The organism is Shimia aestuarii (genome assembly GCF_022814865.1).
GTDB classification, from domain to species: domain Bacteria; phylum Pseudomonadota; class Alphaproteobacteria; order Rhodobacterales; family Rhodobacteraceae; genus Shimia; species Shimia aestuarii_A.
Genome location: NZ_JAKVRD010000014.1, coordinates 1 through 24,849 on the forward strand (window position 1 = coordinate 1; position 24,849 = coordinate 24,849).

Genomic DNA, 24,849 nt, shown 5'->3' on the forward strand with positions numbered 1-24,849 from the left:
CATCGAGCTGTTCTACAACCCAAAACGCAAGCACACGAACAACGGCATGCTGTCGCCCGTTGACTTCGAAGAAAGACAGCGCAAACTGGAAAAGGCAGGTGTCTAGGAAACTAGGGGCACCTCAAAACGTGCCCATCATGATCGAAAACTGCATAGGTCTGAGGCGGTACACGTATTGCATCGAGTTCCGGCGTGTTGTCGCCAAAGCCACTGACCTCAACAGCCGTGAAGTAGTCGATGTTTCCTTCATCATCGCTGTTGCACATCACGCCGAACGCTGCGGTGCCGATATGCCTTTCGATGTTTCCTATATGCGGCTGGAAGGCTTGCCACTGTGCCGGAATCAGAGCGCTTGTAGCATCGCTATAGCGCCTCTTGAGGCCGACAAGCAGCATCACATCTCCGCTTTCGATGCGCGGATCAAGAGTCGCGGGAGTTGGTGTTTCATTCATTTTTAGAGGTTCCACTAGATTGATCGCTTCAGTTGAGCCGGCTTTCTGGATCGATTCCGGCGTAACACCGAACTGCGCTTTGAAAGCCCGCGTGAATGCCTCGTGGGAGGTATAGCCAGACCCAAGCGCGACATCCAAAATGCTACGATCACTATCAGCCAGCTGTTTGGCAGCTTCGCTCAGACGCCTTTCCCGAGCATAGCGGATAACGGATTTTCCGAAGCAGGTGCCAAACGTGCGAGCGAAATGAAATTTTGAAATACCGGCCACATTGGCGACCTCATCGAGGGTGAATTCATCCTCAAAGTGGGTCTCGATGTACCACAGTGCTTTTCCAACAAAATCCATGACAACCTCCAATGAAGCATACCAATTGTGGCTCCATGGTTCACCGATGTCTTGATCGGAATTGCTACCCGGAAGTTCGCTTTGTTGTCCCGCGCGGCGGACTCAAACCCCTCGCCATAACCTACCGCACAAGAACGGTCGTTTTCGCCTGTGACAAAACGTATGAATCTTAGCACAAGTTGCGATGCGAAGAACGTCCGGAGAAGCCAACTATGTGCATTGGATCGGCGACACGGCCATGTGGGGGTCTGCACTCACCCGGAGCAGACCCCCAATACAACAAAAGCGCGCGCGACCGGCCTACAGAAGTGCCTACGCGCACGCCGCTGTTTCCTATCTCCCCTTCTTCTCCTCGAGATAGGTGCGATACCCCTTCTGATCGATGCTCCCGAAACAGATCACATGTTGGTCGGCCAAGTGGCGCAGATCGCAAAGCGCATACGCCATCAGATCAGCCACATGGCCGGCGGTGTCAGGATAGAGCGTATTGAGTGCCTTAAGGATGCGCTCGGCCTGAATGGCGGGGGCGTTTGCCGCCGCGCTCATGCTGCGGCCGCCTTGGTGCCTTCGCCTGCGGCCTCCAACAGGAAATCCGCCGCCCTTTGGGCTTGGGAGGCCGCGCGGAAGATTGCTTTCTTGTCTTCCTTCAGCGCTTTGAGCCAGCTTTCGACATAGGCTGCACTCTGTCCGAAATCCGGCTCGAGACCGAGTTGGGCGCAGATCATGGCGTTTCCAATCTCCGCAATCAGTTCCTCGGTCGCGTAGTCCTCGCGTGTGGTAAAGGTCTTGATCCGAGCCAACCGCTTTTCAGAGCCAGTCCAGTGAATTGCCTCATGGGCAAGGGTTGCAAAATAGTCCTGCGTGCTGAGGAAGGTGCTGACCGGGGGCATATGAATGTGGTCTTTTGCCGGGCTGTAATAGGCTTGCGGCTCGTCGCTGGTGACAATCTCTGCCCCAGTGCGGACAAAGAACGCCTCTAGTTCGGGATCGCTCTCGGTGCCAAGGTCGCGCGGGGCCTGGGGACGGATATAGAGGTTCTCTGGCAACCCCTCGATCTGGTCTGCATTGAAAACCCGATAGGCGCGTGCATAGGGGACGTCTTCCTCTTCGCCATCGTCGTTCTTACGGGTGAAGGTGCCATATTTGACCACGGTAGAGGACTTCTCGCCCTTCTTGACCTGCCCACCAAGCTCTTGGGCTTGTTTGTAGGTCATCCAGCGGCTCGACGCGAACCCCTGTTTTGCCGCCACAATCCAAAGCATCAGCACATTGATACCGCGATATGCCTCGCCATTGTGACGCTCCGGCAAGGCGATACCGCCCGCACTTCCGGTCCAAGGCTTGCGCCAAGGCGGCGTGCCCGCCTCGATCTCCGCAATGATCATGTCCGTGACGTGGCTGTACACATCAAACTTTGCTTTCGCCATTTGTGGCCTCCTATGCGTTGCCCTCTCGGTCTTGGTGCCGAAAATCGGGGCGGGGTTTCTGGCGAGGAAGCGCGAAGCGCGCCCCTCTCCTGAAACCCTGCCTCCCGGCGAGGGCAGGAGGGGGGCCCACGCAATGCCGCAAACCCAGCCCAAAGCGGAGGGGGATCACCCGGCCACGCAGCTCGGCACAGCCGAGACCGTGGTTGGGGAGACCGCTTTGGGTGCAGTGTTTCGGGGTTGCGTGGGGGAACCGGCGGTTCCCTTCATGGACGCGCTAGCAGCGCGGCCCAAAGGTGTCAGGGGCGTTCGGCTCGTCCGAATCCCCCTGCGCAAGGGATCGACGCACTCGTGCGGAGATGTTCCTCTACCCTCTCGACAGGTCTTTCCAGCCCATCAGGGCCTTGCAGTCGACGAGCGGAACGTGCCCCCATATAGCGAAGGGACGTGAGGAGGCTTGTGGGAAGACCTGGTGAGCGCGCCCGCGAGCGTTACCCGTATGGGCCGAGACAGGCGGTGCAAGGGGACCAGGACCGAACCGGGGAAGGGCTGGCTCGTGAGAGACGGGCCGCCCCGGTCGCAGCCGGGACCATCGCACCGATCGGCTTGGGGGCCGCTTTGGTGGCCCTAGCGCGCAATCCTCGTGAAGCGAGGAGGCGCCCTGAGAACACCCTCACTCATTCTCCAAATGCGCTTCCATTTCTTGCCAAAGGACCATCTGACCTTCCCAATCAATCACACCGAACCGAACATCTATCATCAGAAGAACCCAAAGCGCACCAATCGCATTGAGCCGCACCCTATGCCCGCCCCTCGAGTCCGCTCGATCCGTCTTGAGAAGCGCCACCCACAACAAGAAAGCGGCCCCGTAAGGGGCCGCTTCATACTCCAACCGTGAGTGGGTTTAGAGGAAGAGTTTGGTGACAGCTACGATGGCCAATGTCAGTGCCGATGCGCCACCGGCAAGGATCACGGCTTCATACCATTTGATTTCCTTGTTCAACTTGGTTGTCTCGGCCATCAGTTTAGCGATCTCCGCATCTATCTTTCTGGCTTCAGCTTCTGTCATGTTTGTCTCGCTCATAGCGTGGTGTCCTCTGTAATATAGGGCTTCGGGGCCGTTCTGAGAAGGGTTCCTTTGGATCAGCCCAAGGCGGTAGGGGCGGCGCAAAGCCGCCCCTTGTCCCTGTTTATTCGGTGACGGGATCCTCATCGCGTTTGGGGAAGGCGACCATCTCGACATTGGGGAACATGTTGTGACGGACCTGGATCGAGGTGATTTCGCCGACATCGTTCTGGTTGATGAAGACGACCCCGCAGGTGTCCCAGAAGTTCTTGCCATCCTTCTCGCCGGTTTTGACGCGGAGTTTCATGTTTTGAGCGGCCATTGGTTTATCCTTTCAAGCTGGCGTTTCGATGAACCTGCCAAACAGGGTGCAAGTCGGGGCAGTCAAAGGCTCATTTGGTCTCGCGAGGAATGGCCCGCAGGGCCAGGGGAAATGAGCCATTGAAGGCCGTAGGCCGGCTGCCGCGCGACCCTGTAGGTTTCATCTTTCAGAAACGCCGCATGCAAAGGAGACCAGAGGGGCCGCAGCAGGAGCTCCGCCAGGATCGAAGCGATAGGATGGCAAGACCGGGTTGACGCCTGCGACTGATCGGTCGGATCATCAACCAGAACGATGGCGCATCCCTCGCGCGCCTGGAACAAGGGAACTGTTTCTATGTCGAGTTGGTGTGTTGGGAGACGCGTTGAAAAGAAACTGAACCGAAAAAACAGGGACAAGAGACAGCGGGAGACACCCCGCCTTACCGCCCATCTGCTGATCCTCATGTTGGGAAGCCTTCTTGGGTTGGCTCCGACCCAAAGCCCTGCAGAGATGATCCGCGCGTCTACGCTCTACATGATCGACGGCGACACCGCGGCGATCGGTGAGTTGCGATATCGTCTTGTGGGCTATGACACGCCAGAAACCTATCGGCCACGCTGTTCCTATGAAAAAGCGCTCGGAGAGGCCGCCACGAAGCGTGCACGCGAGCTGGTCTACAATGCCGGGATGGTGGAGTTCATCGTGCTGCCGGGACGCGACAAATATGGTCGGGGCCTTGCGCGGATCTTGATCCGAGGCAAAGACCTTGGGCGGCATCTGATCGGGGAGCGCCTCGCGCGGCCCTACAACGGCGGCCGTCGGCAGAGCTGGTGCCAATAACAAGCCCCCAGCCCGCGCAGCGGTTCCGGGCGAATAGCCCAAGTCCGGCCGGCTCGGGGCTGATGCCCTGAGCCGGCCGGACAGCAATGCTCCTTCACGACAAAAATGGCCCCGTGCAGTTCAGAGCAACGGGGCCAGTTGTGGTTGGTCGGAAGGATAGGAAAACTGTTCTCAACAGGGATAGCTTGGAGTCAATGCTTGTTGCTGTCAATCCAGCGGCTCAAAAGTTCGCGGCTGCGAAAACACTCATCTGGAACGGCTGAACGCTTCATACGCGCGATGCGCTCGGCGAAGGCCACCTGTTTCGAGGTGGGCCTCAGATTGGCATCGCTGGCTCTGGCCCGAACAAGTTGGGCATCAATCCATTGGCTGAGATTCTGACGCGATGTGGTGGCCTCCCATGGCAGGACGCTCCCGTTCTGCTGAGCCAATGCGCGGGCATAGGCCATCTGCTTGGGGGTGGGCAGCGTCGCCGGTGAGGCAAATGTCTTTTGTCGTGCGTGGGACATGGGGCAGCTCCTGTCGTTGATCCACTGCGACGCAGCAATAGAACAATACGGGAACAAAAGCAAGGTTTGGAATGCAGAACCCGGCTTCGATCCCCCATGCTTTATTGGAATTTCAGCTCATAAAGCGGGGCGCTTTCGCGCCCCACCGTTGGCTTCACTCCATCCCTTCGGGGAGCCACGCATCGATCTTCGCCACCTGTGCCTCGGTGATCCCATGGGCTTGGCGCAGGTCCGCATCCCCGGCAAAAAGTGCTTCCAGCTTTGCCACCTTCTCAGCCTTCTTTAGCTTGGCAAATGTCGTGGCCGTGGGGTGGTCCTCGGCAAGGTCCAGAAGATCGCGCCACAGTTCGTTGAGGTAGGGTCCGGCCACGCGGGAAAAGAAGTTCGCCGCGTTCGGGGTCCACACCTCGCGGATATTCGGCTGCGTCTCCTTGTCGATCATCGCGACCAGTGTCTCACAGCCCCCGCCATACTGTGCCGCAAGGAACCGGGCCAATTCGCCGCGCACGTGCTCGGGGCCTTTCTTGCGAAACGCACGGAACGACGCGCCAAGGTCTTTCGCATCCCACATGTTGCGCGGTGGATTTTCGGTCAGACGCTCGTCAAGCGCATAGCCCTCTCCCTCGGTCGAAGGCCAGTTCGGCACTTCGGTTGTGGCGATGCCAAGCGGGTTATTCCAGCGCAAGGCATGGCTCAACTGATAGGCCAGAAGGTCGATCAGAAGATCGGGATCGCGCAGCGCTGCATGTTGGCGTGCGCCACGCGCGATGCGGCCCAAATCGTCACGCAGTTTCTGGCTGATGGGTGATTTCGGCGCACTGGTGTTGGCGTGGTCTGATTTGCTCAAAGCACCCGCATCAATGGCGGCGGCTTTGTCTTCTTTGAGGACAAGACCCTCATAGGTCTTCAACACACCGCTCTGATCCACATAGATCAAGACACCTGCGACGGATTTCTGTTTGTCGGACCAATACCCGGCGAGAACCGTCTCCAACGCGGCCAGTTCTTCGGCTCCGGCTTCGTCCAGAACCTCGCTCTCTGCCAGTTCCGCCAGTTCGTCATAGCGCGCGCTGTCTTCGTCAGACAGCGCCCCTTCCTCTCGGTAGATGCGGCTGGCCTTGCGTTCTTCCAACTCGAAATACCCGACATAGGTCTCGCTCAGAGCCTCGGCCCATTTCCAGCCCTCGGCCTTTATGGCGTCTGTATCGGCCTCCAGCTTCTTGGCGAATAGCTCATTCAAGAGCGCCACATCATCAAGGTAGGTCTGCTCGGCAAAAAGATCACCTGTCACCCGCCCACCTTCTGCCTGATAAGCCTCCAGTCCGACATAGACCGCGCGGCGGTCCGTCTGCCCCACGGAGTCAGGCTTGAGCATCTGCTTGATCCGATGAGCGCTATAACCTTCACCGCGCACATGCTCGAGAACGCTCAGGGTGTTGGCCTCGTCCTCGCTGATCGTGAACGCGGCGGCATTGGACAGGGTGATGTCACCGGCCTTCAACGCGTCCAGCACCGATACAGGCAAGCTTGCCAACTTGAGGCGGCGATAGACATGCTGTTCGTTGACGCCAAAGGCGAGTGCGATGGAAGGGACGGGAACGCCCCGCTCCGCCATAGCGCCATATTCGCGGATTTCGTCGGCGGGGTGGGGTTGTTCGCGTTGGTGGTTCTCGCTCGAAGCCCAAACCTCAGCTGTCGCCTGATCCGGTGCGATCTTCACGGAAACCGTCGCGAAGCGTGGATCGTCTTGCAGCGTCTCGAGGGCGCGAAGCCGACGCCCTCCGGCCACGATACCAACCTTGCCTGTTTCGTCGCGCAGCCCTGCGAGGTTTTGAATCAGGCCAAGCTGGCGAATGTTCTCGGCCAGCGCCTTGATGCCCTCGGGGCTGAACACGGTGCGCGGGTTCAGATCGGACACATAGAGATCGCCAAAGGGGATCTGTTCGGTCGGGGCGGTAATCGTCTCTTGCATGGTCATGGGTCTTTTCCTTGTCGTCTTGTTTGCGTTTGTGGTATTGCTGCCCCAGCCCTTCGGGGCTGGAGCGAGGGGGCCTAGATGGCCCCGTGTTGTTTCAGGAAGGCGGTTCCGATCTTGGCTGAAAGGCCGCCTTTCCCAACCAGCGCCCATGCTTCTGCGATACGCGCCAGTTTCCAATCATTGCTCATGCACTCACCTCCTTTCCGGCGCGGGTCGCGCCTGTCGAGCACCGCCCCTTTCAGGGCGGGCCGAGTTCAATAGTCTTCGGGCAGGAGGATGGTCAGGACGCGGCGGGTCTTGTTCAGGTCCGCGCAATCGTCGGAACCGAACTCATAGCGCGTGTCGTAGAGGTCCAGTTTCCAGTAGAGCCGCACCTCGCGCTCGCCTTCGGTCACGGTGAAAATGCCAAAGTCATGCGTCCCGTGCGGGTCGTTGTCTTCGGTGAATTCGCTGAACTGCATCACCGCAACCATGATCGCCACCTGTGCCTCATGCGACAGGGCCGCAACGCCGCGCGTCATGACGATCCGGCCGGGAACTGTGAAATCAGCGCCCCATGTGGTGCGAAACTGGTCGTTCTGCTTGGCGATCAGCGCAATCCGCGCCGCCGCGACCTCGTCGTCTACGGTGATCTGAATAGGTTCTTTCGCCATTTGTGGCCTCCTATGAGTTGCCCTCTCGGTCTTGATGCCGAAAATCAGGGCGGGGTTTCTGGCGAGGAAGCGCGAAGCGCGCCCCTCTCCTGAAACCCTGCCTCCCGGCGAGGGCAGGAGGGGGACCCGCGCAATGCCGCAAACCCAGCCCAAAGCGGAGGGGGATCACCCGGCCACGCAGCTCAGGCGAAGCAGAGACCGTGGTTGGGGAGACCGCTTTGGGTGCAGTGTTTCGGGGTTGCGTGGGGGAACCGGCGGTTCCCTAATTGGACGCGCTAGAAGCGCGGCCCAAAGGTGTCAGGGGCGTTCGGCTCGTCCGAATCCCCCTGCGCAGGGGATCGACGCACTCGAGCGGAGATCTTCCCCGACCCAATCGCCAGGTCTTTCCAGCCCGTCAGGGCCTTGCAGGCGACGAGCGGAACGGCACCCATAAAGCGAAGAGACGTGAGGAGACTTGTGGGAAGACCTGGCGAGAACAACGGGCCTCGTGAGCTCGCGAAGTATCAATCGCGCTTTCCTGCCAGGACTTGGAAAAAAGAATGGCAAACTTTGCCACACATCTTGTCATAGTTATGTTGTATTGGTTACTATCGCTAAACGAAGGAGTATCTCCAATGGCAACGATGAATGTTTCCCTTCCTGGCCCCATGAAAACTTGGGTTGAAGGTCGGCTGGAAGACGGCAGCTTTAGCAACACCAGCGATTACGTTCGCCATCTTATTCGGCAAGATCAAGAAAGAACACAAGCTATCAGCGCTCTGCAGAGCGCCATTGATGAAGGCGTCAATAGCGGCGAACCCGAGCCATTCGACTTCAAGTCTTTCAAGGCACGGATGCGCGAGCGGCATGTCCGGACGTAACCTCTCAGCCTACCGATTGACACCTGCCGCCCAAGCAGACTTGGAAGATATCTGGCTCTACTCGTCTCAACAGTGGTCGGTCACTCAGGCCGATCGATACGTTGACATACTGGAAGATATTTTTGAGCGCTTGCTCTTCATGCCGGAGATGGCGCGGGAACGTCCAGAGTTCGATCCTCCCATCCGCATCCATCCGAGTGCTGAACACCTTGTCATTTATCGAATTGAGCAAGATCTTCTGGTGATCCTGCGTGTTCTCGGCGCGGCGCAAGACTGGCAAGCAATGTTGAGAGCGCTGGATCGTTGAGAGAAGCGCGCTTCGGGACAAATTCCCATCAACATAGGCGAGTTGGAAGCGGTCTTGCTCGAATAGATTGAGAAGTATGAACCAAGCGAGAAAACGAGACTCGCGAACAATCGCACGGCAACTAGGAGAGCAGCCATTTGAGGAGACTTCGCGGAGTAGTGGCAACCCAGCCCAGATCTACCGCTCGTCACCCGCGTCGTTTTTTCGGCACGGCTTCCCCGACGCCGCTCTTCCCTCTGATGCGCCGCATATCCGCGCGGTACTCGGCGGCAGTTCAGGAATGACGGATCGCTTCGTTTGAGAACAACCGCCGTCTGAAATGGCTACATTTCCTGACTCGCAAGGAAGATATCGAGCACCTACCCCCTGTTGAACACAGTATCAGATGGACACATGTGTTTCCTCTATGTTCTAATTCTTCCCGATTGACGCGAAATTCATCCGTTGCATTCTCCTATTCTTAGCGGTTCGCCGAGCTTTAAGGATTGCAGCCGATACTGGGTATTCATCGAGAGGGTGACATATGGTCAAGAATATCTGTATCTTCTCGGATGGAACCGGCCAGATGGGCGGCGTCAGGCCGGACCAGCGGCTTTCGAATGTCTACAAGATGTATCGGGCCATGCGACCTGGCCCAGATTCCCCGATTAGCCCAAAGGATCAAGTTGCGTACTACGACCCTGGCCTGGGAACGGGCGAAAGCGGCGGCCTCTTCGGCCGCATCAAGCCGATCTTGGGAAGCGCGGTCGGCACCGGTATCGATCACAACATTATCGATTGCTATGAGCAGATCATTGCCCACTACGAGCCCGGCGACCGAGTCCTTCTGTTTGGGTTCTCGCGCGGGGCCTATACGGTCAGAGCACTTGCCAATGTCATGAACCTGTGCGGTGTCCCAACACAGATGCCCGACGGCTCGCCGGTTCCGCGTTGCGGTCCCGGCCTGCGCAAGATCGCGAAAGATGCCGTGAAGTTCGTTTACAACCACGGCGCCGGGAAACCGCGGACACAGAATCCGTTCTATATGAACCGCGAGGAGCTCGGCCGGCGATTTCGCAAGAAATATTCGAGCTTCCCCGTTGAGGGCGATGACAATCAAGGCAACGTCCAGCCGACATTCATCGGGGTCTTCGACACGGTAGCGTCGCTACGAACCGCCGTCGTCCGCACGCTGGTGTGGGGCGGCACTTTTGCAGTCGGCACTGCATTTGTCGCCAGCCTAGCGCTTGGGTGGTCGTGGCTCTTGGTTTTCCCACTTGGCGCACTGCTCGTCGCGCTTGTCTGGCAACTCGGCTCACTGCTGCTCGACAACTTCAAATATTTCTCGGACGACCCGGATCGCAAACTGAAGCTGTGGCGCCCAACGGATTGGCCGCAGATTTTCAAGACAGGACATTTCGCCGCCTGGAACAAGCGCAACTACGACATGTGGCTGGACCCCGACGTTCAACACGCCCGCCACGCCATGGCAATCGACGAAGACCGTGCGGACTTTCCTAGAGTTGGGTGGGCGTCCAGAGAGGCGGCCATCGAGACCAAAGACCGTGAACCAAGGTGGCTCAAGCAAGTCTGGTTTCCAGGCTGCCACAGCGATATCGGCGGAAGCTATCCCGAGGCAGAGTCCCGCCTCAGCGACATTGCTCTAGACTGGATGGTAGACGAGTTAAAAGAATGTGTGCAGTCGGTCCGGATCAACGAAAATGTCCTCAATCGCGCACCTGACCCTTTCGGTCTGCAGCACCGAGAAGATGCGATGGTGGCATTTGGACCGTTTCGCATTGGCTGGAAGAAGGGCATCCGAGAGGTTGGCGACGATTTTCCTCTTCACCCCTCGGTTGAGGTACGCATGCGAGCCAAGGCCGTTGCTCAGTGCGGCGAGGTCAAACCATATCGACCGGTGCAACTGAAGGGGCGGCGTGATTTGAAGCGCTACTACGAAGAATAGAAGAGGATGAGGTCGAACCGCTAGCCACCTATCAGGCAACGATGGCCCGAACACGGCATTGACCCAAGCTCGGGGCGCCTCGGTGCGTTTCACAACAGAGGCCTTTGGGGCATTCTGCTCTTTGATGCTCAATCCTGTTCCTTCAGAAAGGCCTCCGATACCTTAGCTGCTGCAGATTGTGAGGCGAGCAGGCGACGTGCATAGCGGGCAGGCATTTCAGGTGAAGTCCAGCGACCAGCCACCATGATAGAGGATAAATCACAGCCCAAACGAAAAGCATCCTGCACACCTCCAACTCGTGTGCTGTGTGCGGATACATCGTTTCGGCCAGTACGTCGTCGGATGATCCGGGATAGTGTTGCTGGATCTAGAGGAGTTCTTAAGCCTCCCCTTTGCGACTTGGTGAGAATTGGATGATCAGCCTTTAAGCCAGCTTCATCAATCCAAGCAACTACTGCATTCGTGCCTCGACTCGATAGGAATGCATAGGCACCCTCGCCATTTTGGTCAGTTTTGGATCGAGACACGAAAAGCAAGCTGCTCCCATCATCCTGTCGCTGTAGGTCTTTCACGCGGAAATTGCAGATTTCAGAAGCGCGGCACCAACTGTCTGTCGCTATCCAAAGAAGTGCCTTGTCTCGCATCTCAATCCGTGAGTTTCCTAGGCTTCCAATAGCGGTCAAGACGTCTTTCTTTCCGAGTGGCGAAGCTTGTTTGGCTGCAGATCCGTATTTTCGTTTGACACTCTTGACGGCCAGCTCAACTAAGCGGTGCGTCGTTGGTGTAGGTAGGAAGTGAGAACGATGAAGCTCGGCGATCCCCCAGAGCCTCGTTTCGATCGTTGTTGCCGCTAGCTTTCCCCCCATATCATCGACCCATTCCGCGATTGTAGAAGGAGAGATAGGTGGTGCCGCACTATACCCTCGTGGCGCACACCACTCAGAAAACAACCTGAGTATCATGCGGTAATTCCTCAGTGTTGCCGGAGCAAAGGCCGCCTCAGAGCGCTGCCGATACTCTTCAATGAGCTTCGACCGTTGGTCATCCGGCAGCCTCGAAAGCTCATGCAAAAGTTCTGTTCGTTCGCTTTGACGATCAAATGCGTAGTTCATCCTTGTCCCTCTAGAGCTTGCAACGTTAGCATTTTGTTAACGCTCATGACGCTAGGTTGGCACCGAACCAATGGAGAAGCGAGATGGATGAGAAACAGCTAGACACCCTGCGTTGCATAGACGAGTTGGAAGCAGCCTTGCTCGAATACATAGAGAAGTATGGGCCTACCGAGAAAGCAAAGCGCGCTATCAGTCGCGCGGCGACTATGAAAAGCAGATTTTAGGAACGACTTCGCGGAGTGAAGGTAAACCCGGCCCTAACCGGCCATTCACTCACTGATCGGCATGCTGCGGTGCGGCCCGTCGAACCCGCCATTCGCTGCATGAGCAAACTTTGAACGCGGTCGAATTCACAATCTGCGGGACAAAGAGAGCATTCGCTGCGTTTGCGAAAGAGGCTGCTTTCGTACGCTTTCCCGACCTTCGTTTTGAAATGCACACAAGTTGCACGCGTTCGGTTAGTACTTCCCTGATCCAGCCGGAAAGTCTGTCCGTTCTTCCAGATTCGATTTGTTACGCCCAGCTAGTGACTGATGAAAGCACGACAAGCGTTATCATATTGCACATGATTAATGATGCTTGAAATATCAGTATCAATAAGTTAAGCATAGCTTATCCCATACAGGATATGCTTCATGATCACCGGCCCCCAGATGCGCGCGGCGCGTGCCCTTCTCGGCATCGACCAGAAAACTCTGGCCGAGTTGTCGGGACTGTCCGTTCCGACCATTCAGCGCATGGAGGCCAGCACAGGCAACGTGCGTGGCGTGGTCGACAGCCTCACCAAAGTCGTCGCGGCGCTGGAAATCGCTGGCGTCGAGTTGATCGGTGAAGGCACCCCCAGCACGGCAGGCGGGCGCGGTGTTCGCCTGAAGACTCCACCCCCGAAACACTGACCCAATACTTCGCGACGGCGACCGCCGACCACATGCCGACGATCCCGCCGCTACCAATTCAAGGTGCGGCTCCAGATGAAAAACCAGACCAGGCAGACCGGTGACACGCTCAGCTTCGCCGACCTCTACACCCCGAAAATCGTGACCGTCCTGCGCGAGGGCTACGGGCCGACGCAGTTGCGGGCAGACGCAATTGCCGGGCTGACCGTCGCCATCGTGGCGCTGCCGCTCTCCATGGCGATCGCCATCGCCTCCGGCGCGACCCCGGCGCAGGGGCTCTACACCGCCATCATTGGCGGTTTCCTCGTTTCGCTACTTGGCGGTTCGCGGTTCCAAATCGGCGGGCCTGCGGGGGCTTTCATCGTGCTTGTGGCCGCGACGGTTGTTCAGCACGGGATGGACGGGCTGATCCTTGCGACCTTCCTGTCGGGCCTGATGCTGGCGGTCGTCGGCTTCCTGCGGTTTGGCACCTTCATCAAGTTCATTCCCTTCCCGGTGACGGTCGGCTTCACCGCGGGGATCGCGGTCATCATCTTCGCGAGCCAGATCAAGGAACTCTTCGGCCTGTCGCTAGATCATGAACCGGGCACGTTGCTCGAGAAGCTCCCGGCTTTGTGGGAGGCGCGCGCGAGCCTGACGCCTGCCGCGCTTCTCGTCTCGGCGGCGACGGTTGCGATTATCCTCGGGCTTCGTCGCTGGCGACCGCATTGGCCGGGCATGTTGATCGCGGTGGGCCTTGCGGGTCTGGCGACGGCGCTCCTTAACCTTCCGATGCAGACCATCGGCACGAAGTTTGGCGGCATCCCTTCGACCCTGCCTGCTCCCAGCCTGCCGGAACTTTCGCTCGAAAAGATTATGACGATGCTGCCCACCGCAATCTCCTTTACGCTTTTGGGTGCCATCGAGTCGCTACTCTCCGCCGTGGTCGCCGACGGCATGACCGGGCGCCGACACCGCTCGAACTGCGAGCTTGTGGCACAGGGCGCGGCCAATATCGGCTCGGCACTGTTCGGCGGCTTCTGCGTCACTGGCACCATCGCAAGAACCGCGACCAACGTGCGCTCGGGTGCGCACGGTCCGGTCGCGGGCATTCTGCACGCGCTGTTCATCCTGCTCTTCATGATGATCGCCGCGCCGCTCGCCGCCTACATTCCACTGGCCGCGCTCGCGGGTGTCCTTGCTGTGGTCGCTTGGAACATGATCGAGAAACCTGCCATCACCATCTTGGTCCGGTCCGGCTGGGGCGAGGCGACAGTGCTGGCCGTGACCTTCCTTCTGACCATCTTCCGCGACCTGACCGAAGCCATCGTGGTTGGCTTTGCACTTGGCTCGGTCCTCTTTATCCAGCGGATGAGCAAGACCACCGCCATCACCACCCACACGCCCTTCGTGGGACGGGACGAGGCGGATGACGCGGGATCGCGCGGCAGCTATGACGAAGAAGTCGCAGCGAACCCGGAAGTCGTGATCTACCGTATCACCGGTGTTCTCTTCTTCGGCGCAACCGCTTCCATCGGCTCGGTGCTCGACCGGATCCAAGACAGTCACAAGGCGCTCATCGTGGACTTCTCGGCTGTGCCCTTCCTCGACTCGACTGGCGCCAATATGATCGAGGGTCTCGCCCACAAGGCCCACAAACGCGGCGTTGCGCTTTGGCTGACGGGCGCAAGCCGCGACATCCAGAGGGTCTTCGTGACACACGGCCTGAAACGGCCCCTCGTGCACTACGCGGTCAGCATCGAGGAGGCGCTGGCAAGCATCTCCGACGCCTCGGGCGATGTGCGGGACGTGGCGTGATGCCGGGCGGCGCACTGGAACGACGTCGCCGCCGCCAGAGGTTCGGCCCCGAAGAGCGCCGCCGGTTCGTGCTGTCCGCTCTCGAACGGCCGCGCACGCAGTCGGAATTACGGGACGCGCTTGGAATGAGCAACAGTGGCATCCTGCATCTCCTACGACGCCTCGAGCGCGATGGGCTGGTCCGTCCAGCTGAGCGGGTTGCCTGGACGCGGATATGGGAAAAAGCCGAAATCGGCAATTCATCGGACTAATGGGCTTGGTTGGTACCTACTACTCAACCCAAACTGGCCATCAGGCGAGGCCGCCTACGCTACAGCCCGAAGTCCCGCTAGTTTACGCAATCGAAACATGACTTGCGTCGTACGCAACGCCATATAAGCCTTTGATATATAGCATAAATAGACGCCACCCATCACGGGAAAGATTTGATTGACTTTGTAGACGTCTGCTTTGGTAGGCACTGCGGCCATCAGTGCATTCTGCAGCGTCGGGTACATTGGGCTCACTGCGGACCTCGGATTCAGCGCAGCATAGAAGTGTTAGGCGTATCGCAGGCCGTCGTGGACGGCCCAGAGCCGTCGCTCATAGCTGTTTCAGCGAAGGGCCGCTTTGAACCCTGCCTCCTGAATGCTGCACAGTGCCCGAATGGCTGTTCTCGCTCATCATCCGCTTGCCATACCGGCAATCATTGCGCCGAGTGCGACGAGGTGGACAAGCATGAGCGCTTTGTCATTCCATAGCGCGCCGACGGCAAACCATCCCAGGACACCGACGAGAAACAGGTAAAGGTTCCAGGGAGTCCAGCCAAATCCCGTGGCAGCGTATCCCATGATCTGAATGGCGGATGCGCCCCACTTGACCGCGAAGACAAGGCGCTCGCGCGACGATCCGATGGCCAAGGTGTCAAACGGCACGGGTTAACCCTCCGTCTATACGCAGGTTTTGTCCCGTCATGTAGCTTCCACCCTCCGACGCGAGCCACGAAATGAGGGAAGACACCTCCGAAGCCAAACCATAGCGTCCCATCGGAATACGCGCCTTTCGGTCTTCGGTTTCGGGTAGGCTGTCTATGAAGCCTGGAAGGACGTTGTTCATGCGAATGTTCTCTGAGGCATAGTTGTCCGAATAGAGCTTCGTGAATGCGGCGAGCCCAGCCCGGAAGACCCCCGACGTTGGAAAAAGAGGGTCAGGTTCGAATGCCGCAAAGGTGGAGATGTTGATAATTGCCCCGCCGCCATTCGCCTGCATTGTGGGTGTGACAAGACGTGTCGGGCGGATCACATTCATCAGGTAGATGTCCATCCCTTGATGCCATTCCTCGTCACTGATCTCGAGAACCGGACCTTTTGGTCCGTGGCCAGCAGAGTTCACCAACACATCAATGCGGCCCCAACGCTCCTTCGCACCCTCGACCAATGCGTTCAGCGCTTCTCCATCAAGGTTGGAGCCCGTTGCGCCAAAGCCGCCAAGTTCGCCGCCAAGCGCTTCACCCTTGCCGGATGAGGACAGGATGCCGACCTTGAACCCATCATCTGCCAGTTTTCGGGCGGCATCCGCACCCATGCCGCTGCCGCCTGCAGTGATAAGAGCTACTTTTTCTACTGTCATATCGAGCATCCTTTCCTGATTGAGTCATATATTATGATAATTCTGAAAAACTTCGATTCAGAATTGATGCTGCGTGGCAGTAGAATTACTATCTCAGCATGACTGAACTTCCCCCGCTCAACAGTTTGCGTGCATTCGATGCAGCCGGCCGCCGCCTCAGTTTCCGCTCAGCCGCCGATGAATTGGGCGTTACGCAGGGAGCCGTTGCGCAACAGGTGCGCCAGCTCGAAGCGCATCTTGATGTGGTCTTGTTTGAACGGGTGCCGAAAGGTCTGGCTTTTACGCCAGTCGGGCGCAGCTATCACAACCGGATTGCCGGAGTGTTCGCAGACCTTCGCGCCGCAACTGCCGAACTGAAACCAGAGCCGAATAAAGTTCTCATCAGCGTCACGCCGACCTTTGCTGCGAAATGGCTGATCCCCAATCTTCCGGGCTTCACCGCAGCACACCCGGACATCGATTTGCGGATACTGGCGACAGAAAAAGTTTCGAGCTTTCACAGCGACGGAATAGACCTTGCAGTGCGCCAGGGATCGCCGCCGTTCGGCGCATCACTGGACGCAATGCTAATCTTTAAGCAATCGCTGATCGCAGTCGCCGCGCCGAAGTTTACAAAGAAAGGCGACACTCTTCTTGATCCCGATAAACTTGCGAGAATGCCGAAGGTCCATGACACTCATGACCAATGGCCAAGCTATCTCTCGTATTTGGGTGTTCAGGAACAGTCCCCTCGTCACCTTCGCCTGAGCCAAACGTCTCTTGCGGTCGACGCTGCTATCGCCGGGCAAGGTTTGGCCTTGGTAAGTCGGTTTCTGGTGGCTCACGACCTTGAGGCCGGACGTTTGGTCGAGGTTGGTGCAGCTTGGGACGAGGACGGAAGTGACTTCTATGTCCTCATGCCGCGAGCAGACAAGAACAATGCATCGGCCGTTAACGTCGTAGCCTGGCTTAAGGCGCGCTCCACTGAAGGCACCTGACTGGCTTTGAACTATAAGCGGTCATTTAGACCATTCGAGCGAATGATAGCGATTCCGCAAAGCGGCGATCTGCGTGACGCGCAGCGAATGACCGGAATCCGCCCCTGCTGTCGGTCGACACGAACGGCCCTTAACTACCACCTACCAGACGCGTGGTCGAAGGCCGCTTTCCGAACCTGAATTTTGTGTAAGCCGCACCTCAACCACCATCGGCATTTGGCTCAACAAAATCGCTTCCGACGCGGCGCCGAACTGACCTCGAATTGAGGCGCGTACTATACTTGGCGTGCTTCCGATGTGCCTTCGAACAGGCCTTCTGGCTCGATCCCGCGCTTTTCGGCGCTGTTGCGCACGGCGTCTTGGATGGCGGCACTACGGTTCAGCAACCGGCGGAAACGCGCGTCGTCAAGCACCAGAAGTGTTGTTGGTGTGATGGCGCGAACTTCGGCGCGGCGCGGCATCTTCAAAAGGATCGCCATTTGCCCGAACATCTCGCCACGCCCAAGCCGCCAAGTCTGGCCAGCAGCTTCCAGCTCGACTGCGCCGGAGGCGATGAAAAAAACATTCTTTGCCTCGCTGTCCTTGCGCATAATCACGTCACCCGCGTTGAAATAACGGGTCTTGAGAACGCGACCAAGACGCTTGATTCGCGCGTCGTCAAGGTCGGTGAAGAGCGGAAACTGCCTGACCAGTTCGACGCGCTGTAATGCGATATCGAGGCGCGGACGTTCTTCGGCGGTCGCCCGGCGCGCGTCGAGGTCCTGCATCAGCGCGGTGTAGACTTCGGCACCGATGAGGCCGTCCTCGCGCATCGTTTTGTATTCCCGTTCCTCCAGCCGCAGAGCTGTCCGTCGAATGAAACGGCGTTCGAGATCCTCGGCATAGCCCGGATACTGAAGGCGCAACCCTTCCAGCGCGGTTTCCACTATATCGGCCCGTCTGATTAGTAACTCGTGCAGCAGATCTGCAACGCGTCGCCCGTGGATGCGCCGGATGCGTCCGTCGATGAAAGCCCCAAGATCGCGTAGGATCAGTCGCTGTGACAGCAAAAGTTCGAACCGATCGGCGGTGATCCGGGCTAAGGGCCAGGAGATACTCAACCGACCATTCAGTAGAACAGCGGCCCGGAAAATTCGGCCATACGCAATGCTGCGGCGCGCCGCGCGGTTGTAGCCGCTGCGACCCCCACTGCGGGCGCCCTCGATCAGGCGGTCCGCATCCGACAACACCTGCTCAGCCATTCGCGCAGAAATCGTGCGTTCTCGCACACGCGCAAGGATGGTGTCGCGTTCGTGGCCGGCCAGCGCAATCAGCCCAAGCGTCACCCGGTCGCGATCCAGAATGTCGGCGCTCGCCTCGGCAGACTTCACCGCCGCGTCCAAACGTTCGCCAAAGTGCTTTGCCTCGGAACGCACTGTATCATGGCTCAACTCGTAGTTTTCGGTCGTGCGCGCAACGTCTTCGCGCACAGTTTGCAGCGCGACGGCGACCACCTGCCGCGACAGCGCCTCGTCGATGGGTGACAGGCGGTCAAGACCCAGCTTGCCAATAACCCACCTGAGGGTGGTGCCCTGCACAATCAGTGTGAAAAGCGTAAAGCCCGTCGCAAGGATGCCCACGACGCGCTGAATCCCGTCGGGGACGCGGAAGCTCTCGGTGACGGCAAGCGCCAGTGCAAGCGTCACCGCCCCACGCAAACCACCCCATAGGATCGCGGCGCGGTAGGGCCGTTCGACTGCAGGCGAAAGCTTCAGAAGGGTTAGAAGCGGCAGGAGCCCGAACAAGATCAACGCACGCGCGGAGATTGCGGCAAGGATCACCACGCCGATCAAGACAAAATCGGCGAAGCGCACCTCTTCCAGCAGCCTCGGGATCAGAAGCGCGGCGAGGATAAAGATCAACGCCCCGGCCCAATGGGCCAGAACGTCCCACAGCTCGCGCAGATTCTGCCACGCCTGCGGCGGAAGACGCCCCGGCCCGGTCAGATTCAGCGTCAGACCCGCAGCGACCACGGCGATGACTCCCGAGGCACCGATGCTTTGCTCCGCGCTGATATAGGCCAGATAGGGCAGCGCGACCGAGATCGAAAGCTGCGCCAGCTCGAACCGGATGAAAATCGCCATAATCCAAACAGCCACCCGCGCCATTAGCCAGCCCGTGAACGCGCCCCCGACGATCAGGACGGGGAAGCGGGCCAGCGCCTCACCAAGGTCGGGGTCAGGGATCCCCAGCATCATAAAGCCCATAAACAAGCCGAACAACGCGATGGCAGCGGCGTCGTTGAGCAGGCTCTCACCCTCGATGATGCGTGCCAATCGACGTGGTGCCGAGATCGAGCGAAAAATGCCGACCACCGCTGACGGGTCGGTGGTGGAGACAATCGCGCCGATCAACAGGCAGGCCGCGAGCGGCAGGGCACTGGCCCAAGCCAGCGCATAGCCCACGCTGAGGGTCGCCACGACCACAGCAACCACCGCAAGCACCAGAATGGGCACCCAATCGTCAAGCATCCGGCGCAGGTTCATCCCAAGCGTTGCCTGAAACAGTAGCGTTGGCAGGAAGACATAAAGGAAGACGTTAGACCGGATCGGCAGACCCAAGATCGCCTCGGCCACCGGATTTAGCGCATCGGTCAGCTCAGTCCGCAGAAAAAAGATCGCCCCCGTACCGATCAGCACCCCAAGCACGGCAAGGATCACGCTATAAGGCAGCCGCAGCCGCGCGGCGAGCGGCTCCGCCACGCCGATTACGGCAAACAAGGACGCAATGACTGTGGTGACGAGAACGATCTCCATGAAACCGAAATAGCTGGAATTTCAGGCGTTGGGAATCGATGCAGTCGGATATTCGACCAAGTAAGTGGAAAATCGTCGTTCATTGCGTTTGAGGCGGCTTTTTTGTTCAGGAAACACGACTGTGCGAAACCGGCCTCCCTTTACAGCGGACATTTGAAATGAATGCAGCGAATGTCGGCTTCCCGCCCTTACCGCCCACGTTGCACTACCCGCCTGGCTCTTCAAGCTTCAGCCAGTACCGTGTGTATCGGCGTTCGCCTGTGCGCGTGAGAGCTCCTATCTCGACAAGTTCCTGCAGATCCCTCGTCGCGGTCGCGCGTGATGTCCCCGTGATCGCGATATAGTTTTCAGCGCTCAGACCACCCTTAAATCCGTTCGGCCCTTCGCGGAACATCCGCAGGGTCGCCTTGGCCTGCCTTGCATTCAGCGCCTCGCGATGCCGGTCGTAAAAATGTGCCTTGGCAATGAAGAAGCCTACACGATCCAGGGTGACTTGCTGCGCGTCCAGTACGGCCTCTGCAAACCATACGAGCCACGGTGTGACATCCAGCGTCTTTTGGTGGCGTTCAAGTTGATCGTAATAGTCCTTCCGCTTTCGCTCGATGGTGAAGGCCAGCGCGATCAGGCTGGGCTGCCCAATGTTCTGAGCTAGGGATTTTTCGGCCAAGGCCCGGCCCAGGCGACCATTCCCATCCTCAAACGGGTGGATGCTTTCGAAGTAGAGGTGGCTCAGGCCCGCGCGCGTCAAGGCTGGCACGGGTGCTTCGGCACCCGGCCCAGTCCGGTTGAACCAGTCGACATACCGGTCCATCTCATCCGGAACCCGTCCAGATGGTGGGGCCTCAAAATGCACGACCGGACGATCAAGACGGCCCGAAACAATCTGCATGGCTTCCTCGTGCCGCCGATATGACCCGATGACCTCCAGACGCTTATCGAAGGCCAGAAGCATCTCATGCCACCGAAACAGGGTGCGATGCTCGAGCGGCTCCGCATAGGTCGAGTAGACGTCGACCGTCATCTCAGCCACTCCCTGCTCGCGAGGTTTGTTCGGATAGTTGCTTGGTTCCAATCCAAGGTGCCGACGGAGTGAGGATTGCACGCTGCGCCGGTCCAGCATCTCGCCCTCGATGGCACTGGTCTTCATGGCTTCATCGCTCAGCAGATCGATGCGGAGTTGATCACGCTCGGACGGGTTCACATGGTGGACAGCCCCCAGAACCTCACCCGACGACATTAGAAAGCGCTGTTCAAGCGGTGCCAGTGCTGTTTCGTCATACCGGAATTCCGGCCAGCCAGATATCTGCCAGTTCCATGCCATGAGTTATAGAGCCTTCTCCTATACCTCATAAATAGATCATTTTTGAGGCATAGGTGTCAAATCTATAGCTCACGGCTCCTCGGCGGCGCTCAGGCAAAGATACCCCTTTGCCACTTTTCTGCGTACATGTTTCTTGCAGGCTTTGACAGCGTCGCCTTCCGTTGCAAACGTAACCATCATGCTGCGGCCCCGTGTGCCGATGCGCCCCCAACACCGGATGACAGATTGTTCTCCAAACAAAGTGGGCTGCACAGTCAATTGATAGAACCGCGCCATGTTCTGGGCGGGATCAATGCGTTCGAGATCGACAGGGTCGTGTGTGCCGCTTTGCATGGCCAGAGTCTGGCCTGTCGGGCTTCATCCGTCCAACGACAAATCTGAATCAATCCACTCTGGGCGATTCAGCTTTGTGATGACCCAGCCCCGCATCCTCCAGTCCCTCCCGGTCTGGCAGGTCCTGTAGGCTCTCCATCCCAAACAGCGTCAAGAACCGCTGTGTCGTCACAAAAGTATAGGGCGCTCTGCGGCGCGGCGATCGCGGTCCGGTCCCGATCACACCTTGCTCATGCAGCCGACCGACTAGGGCTCGGTTCTGACCAAAAAGCAGCATGAAACCTAAACCGGGTAGACCTTAGAAACGCTGCAAACCTGTCCGAAAAGGCGGGACCACTTCACTGGCCGCCATACTGTACTGCCCGAAACGCCACCGTCTATCCGTAATCTCCTACCGCCATGCCGGGTCAGATGCGTTCTCGCTATCGGCAGGCTAATAGCGTTCACTGTTGTGAGCAAAGCTGTTCGCATATCCTGGTTCATAGTGATCCATCCATGGTGGCTTCACCTGTGAACGGCCCTCTAGGCTGAGGCGAGCCGCTCTAGTGCACCCGTCAAAGGCATAGCACGAACACCGCCCTGCCCCGGCACATCCTTTTCATCGGCATAGACGAGGATCCGTTCCGAGACGCCCAACTCTTCGGCTGCGATGTGAAACCCGCGCGTGACTTTTGGCGACGTCGTCCGTTTGATTTCGATGCCCCAAATCTGGCCTCGCGGGAGTTTCAAAACCAGATCGATCTCTGCTCCGGCTGATGAACGATAGAAGCTCGCCTCGGTCCCACGTGGCGCGGCAGCAATCAGATTCTCGATGCAGAACCCTTCCCAGCTGCCGCCAACGACCGGATGTCCCAGCAAGTCTTCCTGTGCTTCGATCCCAAGGAGAGCGTGGGTCAGTCCGGAATCCCGAATATAAACCTTGGGTGACTTAACCAATCGCTTTCCAGCATTGGAATGCCAGGGTGGCAATCGCCGCACCAGCATCAGATCGACAAGCAGATCGAGATACCGAGCAATGCTCTGTCCCGAAACACCGAGATTGGCGGCAAGCTTGGCTGCATTCAGAAGCCCGCCTTGCTCGTGTGCAAGCATGGTCCAGAACCGACGCAACGTTTCCGCAGGGATGCGCAACCCGAATGAGGGAATGTCGCGCTCAAGATAAGTCCGGATAAAATCTTCCCGCCAAGTGAGGCTGGCCCGGTCGTTCCTCGCAAGATAGCTGTCGGGAAAGCCGCCTCGCAGCCAGAGAGACGACATGGCATCCGAACCAACCTCCGGCAGCATGAATGGTGTCAGTTCGTGATAGCTGACCCGACCGGCCAGGGATTCCGCACTTTGATGCAAGAGTGTGTTCGACGCAGATCCCAACAACAGGAATTGCCCGGTCCGTTGCTCCTGCCTACGCCGACGGTCGATTTGCCCGCGTAAAGCGCCGAACAAATCTGGCAAGAGCTGGATCTCGTCAATTACGACGAGGCGACCCACCTGTTCGTCAAGATATAGATCAGGTTCTTCCAATACCTGGCGATCAGCAGTTCGCTCCATGTCCAGATAGACCGCATCGCGGCTTTCCGCTATGTCCTGAGCGAGCGTCGTTTTGCCAACCTGCCTCGGCCCAAGAAGGACGACGCCCGCTTGGTTCTCCAGTGCTTCTTCAACTGATCTTCTATGACTGCGCTCGATCATACCTTGCATTTACTCCATGTAATGGCAGATTTGCAAGGTTATTTTCAGAGAGCTCGATCAATTGAAAGCGTAAGGGGTCTGATGCTGTAGAGTGCAGAATCCTACGCTAAGCTTCGAGAGCTCGTTTTCCGAAATCGCGTAGATTGCCGTTGGAAACGACACGCCGGTAGAGTGTGACCGGTTTGATCCCCAGTTCCTCACAGAGTTCAAAAACATGGCGCATCGCACTATCCTCATCGAGCGTCAGCGCTCTGCACTTTTTGATCTTCCGATCGATGAAGCGGCGATGTTGCGCCACTACACCCTTGCAGACGACGATCTAGAAGTCAGCCGCCCAGTGATGCAAACGACCCCGACGCGCGCCTCCGTTGACCTGGGGTCGTGCCACGACATGAACCACCGGATCAGCCGTCTTTTCCCTGAGAGAGTTTGTAAGTCAGTCTATGCAAATCTCGACACCGGAAGATTCGGCTTTGCATACGTGCGCCCTCATGGGTGCCGAGATTCTGGAAGGGCCATAAGAGGGGCCATTATCGTTACCGTTTCAGGGCGCCATTTCAGTGCGATGCGCCGCCCGTGCTGAAATGGCTGAACCCCAACAATGGAGTTCAGCATGCCTCACCTCGACCACAGAGCCTTCATCAACGCCTGCCGCGATGAGCGCGGCGTCGGACATCACACCTTGCGGGCCTATGCCCAGGATCTGCGAACGTTTGCCCGCTATACCGATCTTCGCCAGATCACGGAGCCTATCTCGCGCGACGACATCCTTGGCTACCATCAGCACCTGCGCGATGAGATCAAAGCGAAGCCGGCGACCATCGAGCGACGGCTCTCTACCCTCAAATCGTACTTCGCCTGGCGCGAAGATCGGGAAGGCGCCCTGCCCTCCCCATTCGCCGACCTCCGCATCTCCGTGAGGATTCCGCGTCGCCTGCCGCGTCCAATCGATCGAGACATCCTCTGCATGGTTCTCCAACAGTGTGAAGGTCCCGTTACTGTGGGGTCGAAGTCAGGCGCGGACGATGCGGCATCGGTCTAGCAAAATGCCGTCACAATCCTGATCATCAAACTGCTCATCGTAACCGGGTTGCGGATCAGCGAGCTGACCAATGTAAGAATCCGCGACGTGTCGCAGGACGGAGGCCAGATTCTCGTCCGAGGAAAAGGTAACAAGGAGCGGATCGTCTTCGTGCCGAACCATGAGTTGCAGGAGGACGTAAGGCGACATTCCGAGGTGCGACGCAGGAAAAGCTCCGTCGCAGCACCCTTGTTTCTGAACACGGAAGGTCGCCGACTTCGCTCGGCCACGTTCCGTAAGCGGCTGCGGGCGTTGTCCAAGCGCCTCGACATCGAGCCGCACCTGACCCCGCACCGGTTCCGGCACTCCGCCGCAACACTGCTGATCGAGGAAGGCATCGACATCCGGACGGTCCAGGCCTTGCTCGGACACGCCAGTCTCAGGACGACCGAGATCTATATGCGGGTTTCGAACTATGCGCTGCGACGGGCAATGGAGCGCGCCGATGTATTGAGAGCTCTTAGCTTCCGGGGACAGGCGTCTGAAACCATCTGAGAAAAACCTAATTATTGGCTGCCACTCGACTTGCCACCCTGGGTACTTGATCATGCGTCATTCAG

The 24,849-nt window shown here is 58.3% G+C and carries 25 protein-coding genes and 1 pseudogene; 10 read left to right on the forward strand and 16 right to left on the reverse strand.

Features of this window, described 5'->3' with window-relative positions; all coding sequences use genetic code 11:
• Positions 1–110: 110 nt before the first annotated feature.
• The 5 genes from MK745_RS13510 to MK745_RS13530 all read right to left on the reverse strand — a co-directional run bounded on the left by MK745_RS13510 (position 111) and on the right by MK745_RS13530 (position 3,612).
• Entirely contained in the window at positions 111–800 is a 690-nt protein-coding gene (locus MK745_RS13510) for a helix-turn-helix domain-containing protein (RefSeq protein WP_243613835.1), read from the reverse strand.
• A gap of 333 nt (positions 801–1,133) precedes the next feature.
• The gene (locus MK745_RS13515; RefSeq protein ID WP_243613836.1) at positions 1,134–1,346 is read right to left on the reverse strand and encodes a hypothetical protein; all 213 of its coding nucleotides are present in this window, start codon (positions 1,344–1,346) and stop codon (positions 1,134–1,136) included.
• Positions 1,343–2,227, reverse strand: a complete 885-nt coding sequence (locus MK745_RS13520) for an ArdC family protein (protein ID WP_243613837.1) — start codon at positions 2,225–2,227, stop codon at positions 1,343–1,345. The genes MK745_RS13515 and MK745_RS13520 overlap by 4 nt, the downstream gene beginning before the upstream one ends.
• Before the next feature lie 901 nt (positions 2,228–3,128).
• Positions 3,129–3,308, reverse strand: coding sequence for a hypothetical protein (locus MK745_RS13525; RefSeq protein ID WP_243613838.1), 180 nt, complete (start codon positions 3,306–3,308; stop codon positions 3,129–3,131).
• Positions 3,309–3,414: 106 nt separating this feature from the next.
• A complete protein-coding gene (locus tag MK745_RS13530; RefSeq protein WP_243613839.1) occupies positions 3,415–3,612 on the reverse strand; it encodes a hypothetical protein in 198 nt (65 codons plus the stop codon).
• A gap of 441 nt (positions 3,613–4,053) precedes the next feature.
• On the opposite strand from MK745_RS13530, the gene MK745_RS13535 reads away from it, so the two are divergent.
• Complete coding sequence (locus MK745_RS13535; RefSeq protein ID WP_243613840.1) at positions 4,054–4,431, forward strand: thermonuclease family protein; 378 nt, start codon at positions 4,054–4,056, stop codon at positions 4,429–4,431.
• Positions 4,432–4,622: 191 nt separating this feature from the next.
• On the opposite strand, the gene MK745_RS13540 is transcribed toward MK745_RS13535, so the two are convergent.
• The 3 genes from MK745_RS13540 to MK745_RS13550 form a co-directional block, all read right to left on the reverse strand.
• Positions 4,623–4,940 carry a hypothetical protein gene (locus tag MK745_RS13540; protein ID WP_243613841.1) on the reverse strand — a complete coding sequence of 106 codons (318 nt, stop codon included), beginning with the start codon at positions 4,938–4,940 and terminating at the stop codon, positions 4,623–4,625.
• A 154-nt stretch (positions 4,941–5,094) separates the two neighbouring features.
• A complete protein-coding gene (locus MK745_RS13545) occupies positions 5,095–6,918 on the reverse strand; it encodes a ParB/RepB/Spo0J family partition protein (protein ID WP_243613842.1) in 1,824 nt (607 codons plus the stop codon).
• A gap of 254 nt (positions 6,919–7,172) precedes the next feature.
• The gene (locus MK745_RS13550) at positions 7,173–7,571 is read right to left on the reverse strand and encodes a DUF3768 domain-containing protein (RefSeq protein WP_243613843.1); all 399 of its coding nucleotides are present in this window, start codon (positions 7,569–7,571) and stop codon (positions 7,173–7,175) included.
• 614 nt (positions 7,572–8,185) lie between these two features.
• Between MK745_RS13550 and MK745_RS13555 the strand changes: the two genes are divergently transcribed.
• From MK745_RS13555 to MK745_RS13565, 3 genes are all read left to right on the forward strand, one after another.
• The gene (locus MK745_RS13555) at positions 8,186–8,431 is read left to right on the forward strand and encodes a type II toxin-antitoxin system ParD family antitoxin (protein WP_243613844.1); all 246 of its coding nucleotides are present in this window, start codon (positions 8,186–8,188) and stop codon (positions 8,429–8,431) included.
• Entirely contained in the window at positions 8,418–8,738 is a 321-nt protein-coding gene (locus MK745_RS13560; RefSeq protein WP_243613845.1) for a type II toxin-antitoxin system RelE/ParE family toxin, read from the forward strand. The genes MK745_RS13555 and MK745_RS13560 overlap by 14 nt, the downstream gene beginning before the upstream one ends.
• 523 nt (positions 8,739–9,261) lie before the next feature.
• Positions 9,262–10,683 (forward strand): DUF2235 domain-containing protein, encoded by a 1,422-nt coding sequence (locus MK745_RS13565; protein WP_243613846.1) that lies wholly within the window; start codon positions 9,262–9,264, stop codon positions 10,681–10,683.
• A 128-nt stretch (positions 10,684–10,811) separates the two neighbouring features.
• Here the strand turns inward: MK745_RS13565 and MK745_RS13570 are convergent, their stop codons facing one another.
• Positions 10,812–11,795 (reverse strand): tyrosine-type recombinase/integrase, encoded by a 984-nt coding sequence (locus MK745_RS13570; protein WP_243613847.1) that lies wholly within the window; start codon positions 11,793–11,795, stop codon positions 10,812–10,814.
• 635 nt (positions 11,796–12,430) lie between these two features.
• Here MK745_RS13570 and MK745_RS13575 point away from each other — a divergent pair.
• The 3 genes from MK745_RS13575 to MK745_RS19785 all read left to right on the forward strand — a co-directional run bounded on the left by MK745_RS13575 (position 12,431) and on the right by MK745_RS19785 (position 14,739).
• The gene (locus MK745_RS13575; RefSeq protein ID WP_243613848.1) at positions 12,431–12,691 is read left to right on the forward strand and encodes a helix-turn-helix domain-containing protein; all 261 of its coding nucleotides are present in this window, start codon (positions 12,431–12,433) and stop codon (positions 12,689–12,691) included.
• Between the two features lie 75 nt (positions 12,692–12,766).
• Positions 12,767–14,488 (forward strand): SulP family inorganic anion transporter, encoded by a 1,722-nt coding sequence (locus MK745_RS13580; protein WP_243613849.1) that lies wholly within the window; start codon positions 12,767–12,769, stop codon positions 14,486–14,488.
• Positions 14,488–14,739 carry a winged helix-turn-helix transcriptional regulator gene (locus MK745_RS19785; RefSeq protein ID WP_279391817.1) on the forward strand — a complete coding sequence of 84 codons (252 nt, stop codon included), beginning with the start codon at positions 14,488–14,490 and terminating at the stop codon, positions 14,737–14,739. The genes MK745_RS13580 and MK745_RS19785 overlap by 1 nt, the downstream gene beginning before the upstream one ends.
• A gap of 411 nt (positions 14,740–15,150) precedes the next feature.
• Here the strand turns inward: MK745_RS19785 and MK745_RS13590 are convergent, their stop codons facing one another.
• Together MK745_RS13590 and MK745_RS13595 are read right to left on the reverse strand one after the other, a co-directional pair.
• Positions 15,151–15,402 (reverse strand): DUF6552 family protein, encoded by a 252-nt coding sequence (locus tag MK745_RS13590; RefSeq protein ID WP_243613851.1) that lies wholly within the window; start codon positions 15,400–15,402, stop codon positions 15,151–15,153.
• On the reverse strand, positions 15,392–16,096 hold the full coding sequence (locus tag MK745_RS13595; protein ID WP_243613852.1) for an SDR family oxidoreductase: 705 nt from the start codon (positions 16,094–16,096) through the stop codon (positions 15,392–15,394). Before MK745_RS13595 ends, MK745_RS13590 begins: the two co-directional genes overlap by 11 nt.
• Before the next feature lie 98 nt (positions 16,097–16,194).
• On the opposite strand from MK745_RS13595, the gene MK745_RS13600 reads away from it, so the two are divergent.
• Complete coding sequence (locus MK745_RS13600) at positions 16,195–17,073, forward strand: LysR substrate-binding domain-containing protein (protein ID WP_243613853.1); 879 nt, start codon at positions 16,195–16,197, stop codon at positions 17,071–17,073.
• 275 nt (positions 17,074–17,348) lie between these two features.
• Here MK745_RS13600 and MK745_RS13605 read toward each other — a convergent pair whose 3' ends face one another.
• From MK745_RS13605 to MK745_RS13625, 5 genes and pseudogenes are all read right to left on the reverse strand, one after another.
• Positions 17,349–19,868: a cation:proton antiporter gene (locus MK745_RS13605; protein WP_243613854.1), complete on the reverse strand. Its 2,520-nt coding sequence runs from the start codon at positions 19,866–19,868 to the stop codon at positions 17,349–17,351.
• A 205-nt stretch (positions 19,869–20,073) separates the two neighbouring features.
• Positions 20,074–21,189 carry a Fic family protein gene (locus MK745_RS13610; protein WP_243613855.1) on the reverse strand — a complete coding sequence of 372 codons (1,116 nt, stop codon included), beginning with the start codon at positions 21,187–21,189 and terminating at the stop codon, positions 20,074–20,076.
• A gap of 69 nt (positions 21,190–21,258) precedes the next feature.
• Positions 21,259–21,522, reverse strand: a complete 264-nt coding sequence (locus MK745_RS13615) for a WGR domain-containing protein (RefSeq protein WP_243613856.1) — start codon at positions 21,520–21,522, stop codon at positions 21,259–21,261.
• 49 nt (positions 21,523–21,571) lie between these two features.
• Positions 21,572–21,778 (reverse strand): annotated as a pseudogene (locus MK745_RS13620) (SMC-Scp complex subunit ScpB); the annotation flags it as partial.
• Positions 21,779–22,044: 266 nt separating this feature from the next.
• Positions 22,045–23,208, reverse strand: a complete 1,164-nt coding sequence (locus MK745_RS13625; protein ID WP_243613857.1) for an ATP-binding protein — start codon at positions 23,206–23,208, stop codon at positions 22,045–22,047.
• A gap of 613 nt (positions 23,209–23,821) precedes the next feature.
• On the opposite strand from MK745_RS13625, the gene MK745_RS13630 reads away from it, so the two are divergent.
• Positions 23,822–24,250, forward strand: coding sequence for a tyrosine-type recombinase/integrase (locus tag MK745_RS13630; RefSeq protein ID WP_243613858.1), 429 nt, complete (start codon positions 23,822–23,824; stop codon positions 24,248–24,250).
• Between the two features lie 24 nt (positions 24,251–24,274).
• Positions 24,275–24,784, forward strand: coding sequence for a tyrosine-type recombinase/integrase (locus MK745_RS13635; protein WP_347813655.1), 510 nt, complete (start codon positions 24,275–24,277; stop codon positions 24,782–24,784).
• Positions 24,785–24,849 lie beyond the last annotated feature (65 nt).

Bases quoted from the DNA above. Each gene is read 5' to 3' on its own strand.
- MK745_RS13510 (WP_243613835.1), bottom strand. From the start codon at position 800: ATGGATTTTGTTGGAAAAGCACTGTGGTACATCGAGACCCACTTTGAG.
- MK745_RS13515 (WP_243613836.1), bottom strand. From the start codon at position 1,346: ATGAGCGCGGCGGCAAACGCCCCCGCCATTCAGGCCGAGCGCATCCTT.
- MK745_RS13520 (WP_243613837.1), bottom strand. From the start codon at position 2,227: ATGGCGAAAGCAAAGTTTGATGTGTACAGCCACGTCACGGACATGATC.
- MK745_RS13525 (WP_243613838.1), bottom strand. From the start codon at position 3,308: ATGAGCGAGACAAACATGACAGAAGCTGAAGCCAGAAAGATAGATGCG.
- MK745_RS13530 (WP_243613839.1), bottom strand. From the start codon at position 3,612: ATGGCCGCTCAAAACATGAAACTCCGCGTCAAAACCGGCGAGAAGGAT.
- MK745_RS13535 (WP_243613840.1), top strand. From the start codon at position 4,054: ATGTTGGGAAGCCTTCTTGGGTTGGCTCCGACCCAAAGCCCTGCAGAG.
- MK745_RS13540 (WP_243613841.1), bottom strand. From the start codon at position 4,940: ATGTCCCACGCACGACAAAAGACATTTGCCTCACCGGCGACGCTGCCC.
- MK745_RS13545 (WP_243613842.1), bottom strand. From the start codon at position 6,918: ATGACCATGCAAGAGACGATTACCGCCCCGACCGAACAGATCCCCTTT.
- MK745_RS13550 (WP_243613843.1), bottom strand. From the start codon at position 7,571: ATGGCGAAAGAACCTATTCAGATCACCGTAGACGACGAGGTCGCGGCG.
- MK745_RS13555 (WP_243613844.1), top strand. From the start codon at position 8,186: ATGGCAACGATGAATGTTTCCCTTCCTGGCCCCATGAAAACTTGGGTT.
- MK745_RS13560 (WP_243613845.1), top strand. From the start codon at position 8,418: ATGTCCGGACGTAACCTCTCAGCCTACCGATTGACACCTGCCGCCCAA.
- MK745_RS13565 (WP_243613846.1), top strand. From the start codon at position 9,262: ATGGTCAAGAATATCTGTATCTTCTCGGATGGAACCGGCCAGATGGGC.
- MK745_RS13570 (WP_243613847.1), bottom strand. From the start codon at position 11,795: ATGAACTACGCATTTGATCGTCAAAGCGAACGAACAGAACTTTTGCAT.
- MK745_RS13575 (WP_243613848.1), top strand. From the start codon at position 12,431: ATGATCACCGGCCCCCAGATGCGCGCGGCGCGTGCCCTTCTCGGCATC.
- MK745_RS13580 (WP_243613849.1), top strand. From the start codon at position 12,767: ATGAAAAACCAGACCAGGCAGACCGGTGACACGCTCAGCTTCGCCGAC.
- MK745_RS19785 (WP_279391817.1), top strand. From the start codon at position 14,488: ATGCCGGGCGGCGCACTGGAACGACGTCGCCGCCGCCAGAGGTTCGGC.
- MK745_RS13595 (WP_243613852.1), bottom strand. From the start codon at position 16,096: ATGACAGTAGAAAAAGTAGCTCTTATCACTGCAGGCGGCAGCGGCATG.
- MK745_RS13600 (WP_243613853.1), top strand. From the start codon at position 16,195: ATGACTGAACTTCCCCCGCTCAACAGTTTGCGTGCATTCGATGCAGCC.
- MK745_RS13605 (WP_243613854.1), bottom strand. From the start codon at position 19,868: ATGGAGATCGTTCTCGTCACCACAGTCATTGCGTCCTTGTTTGCCGTA.
- MK745_RS13610 (WP_243613855.1), bottom strand. From the start codon at position 21,189: ATGGCATGGAACTGGCAGATATCTGGCTGGCCGGAATTCCGGTATGAC.
- MK745_RS13615 (WP_243613856.1), bottom strand. From the start codon at position 21,522: ATGCAAAGCGGCACACACGACCCTGTCGATCTCGAACGCATTGATCCC.
- MK745_RS13625 (WP_243613857.1), bottom strand. From the start codon at position 23,208: ATGATCGAGCGCAGTCATAGAAGATCAGTTGAAGAAGCACTGGAGAAC.
- MK745_RS13630 (WP_243613858.1), top strand. From the start codon at position 23,822: ATGCCTCACCTCGACCACAGAGCCTTCATCAACGCCTGCCGCGATGAG.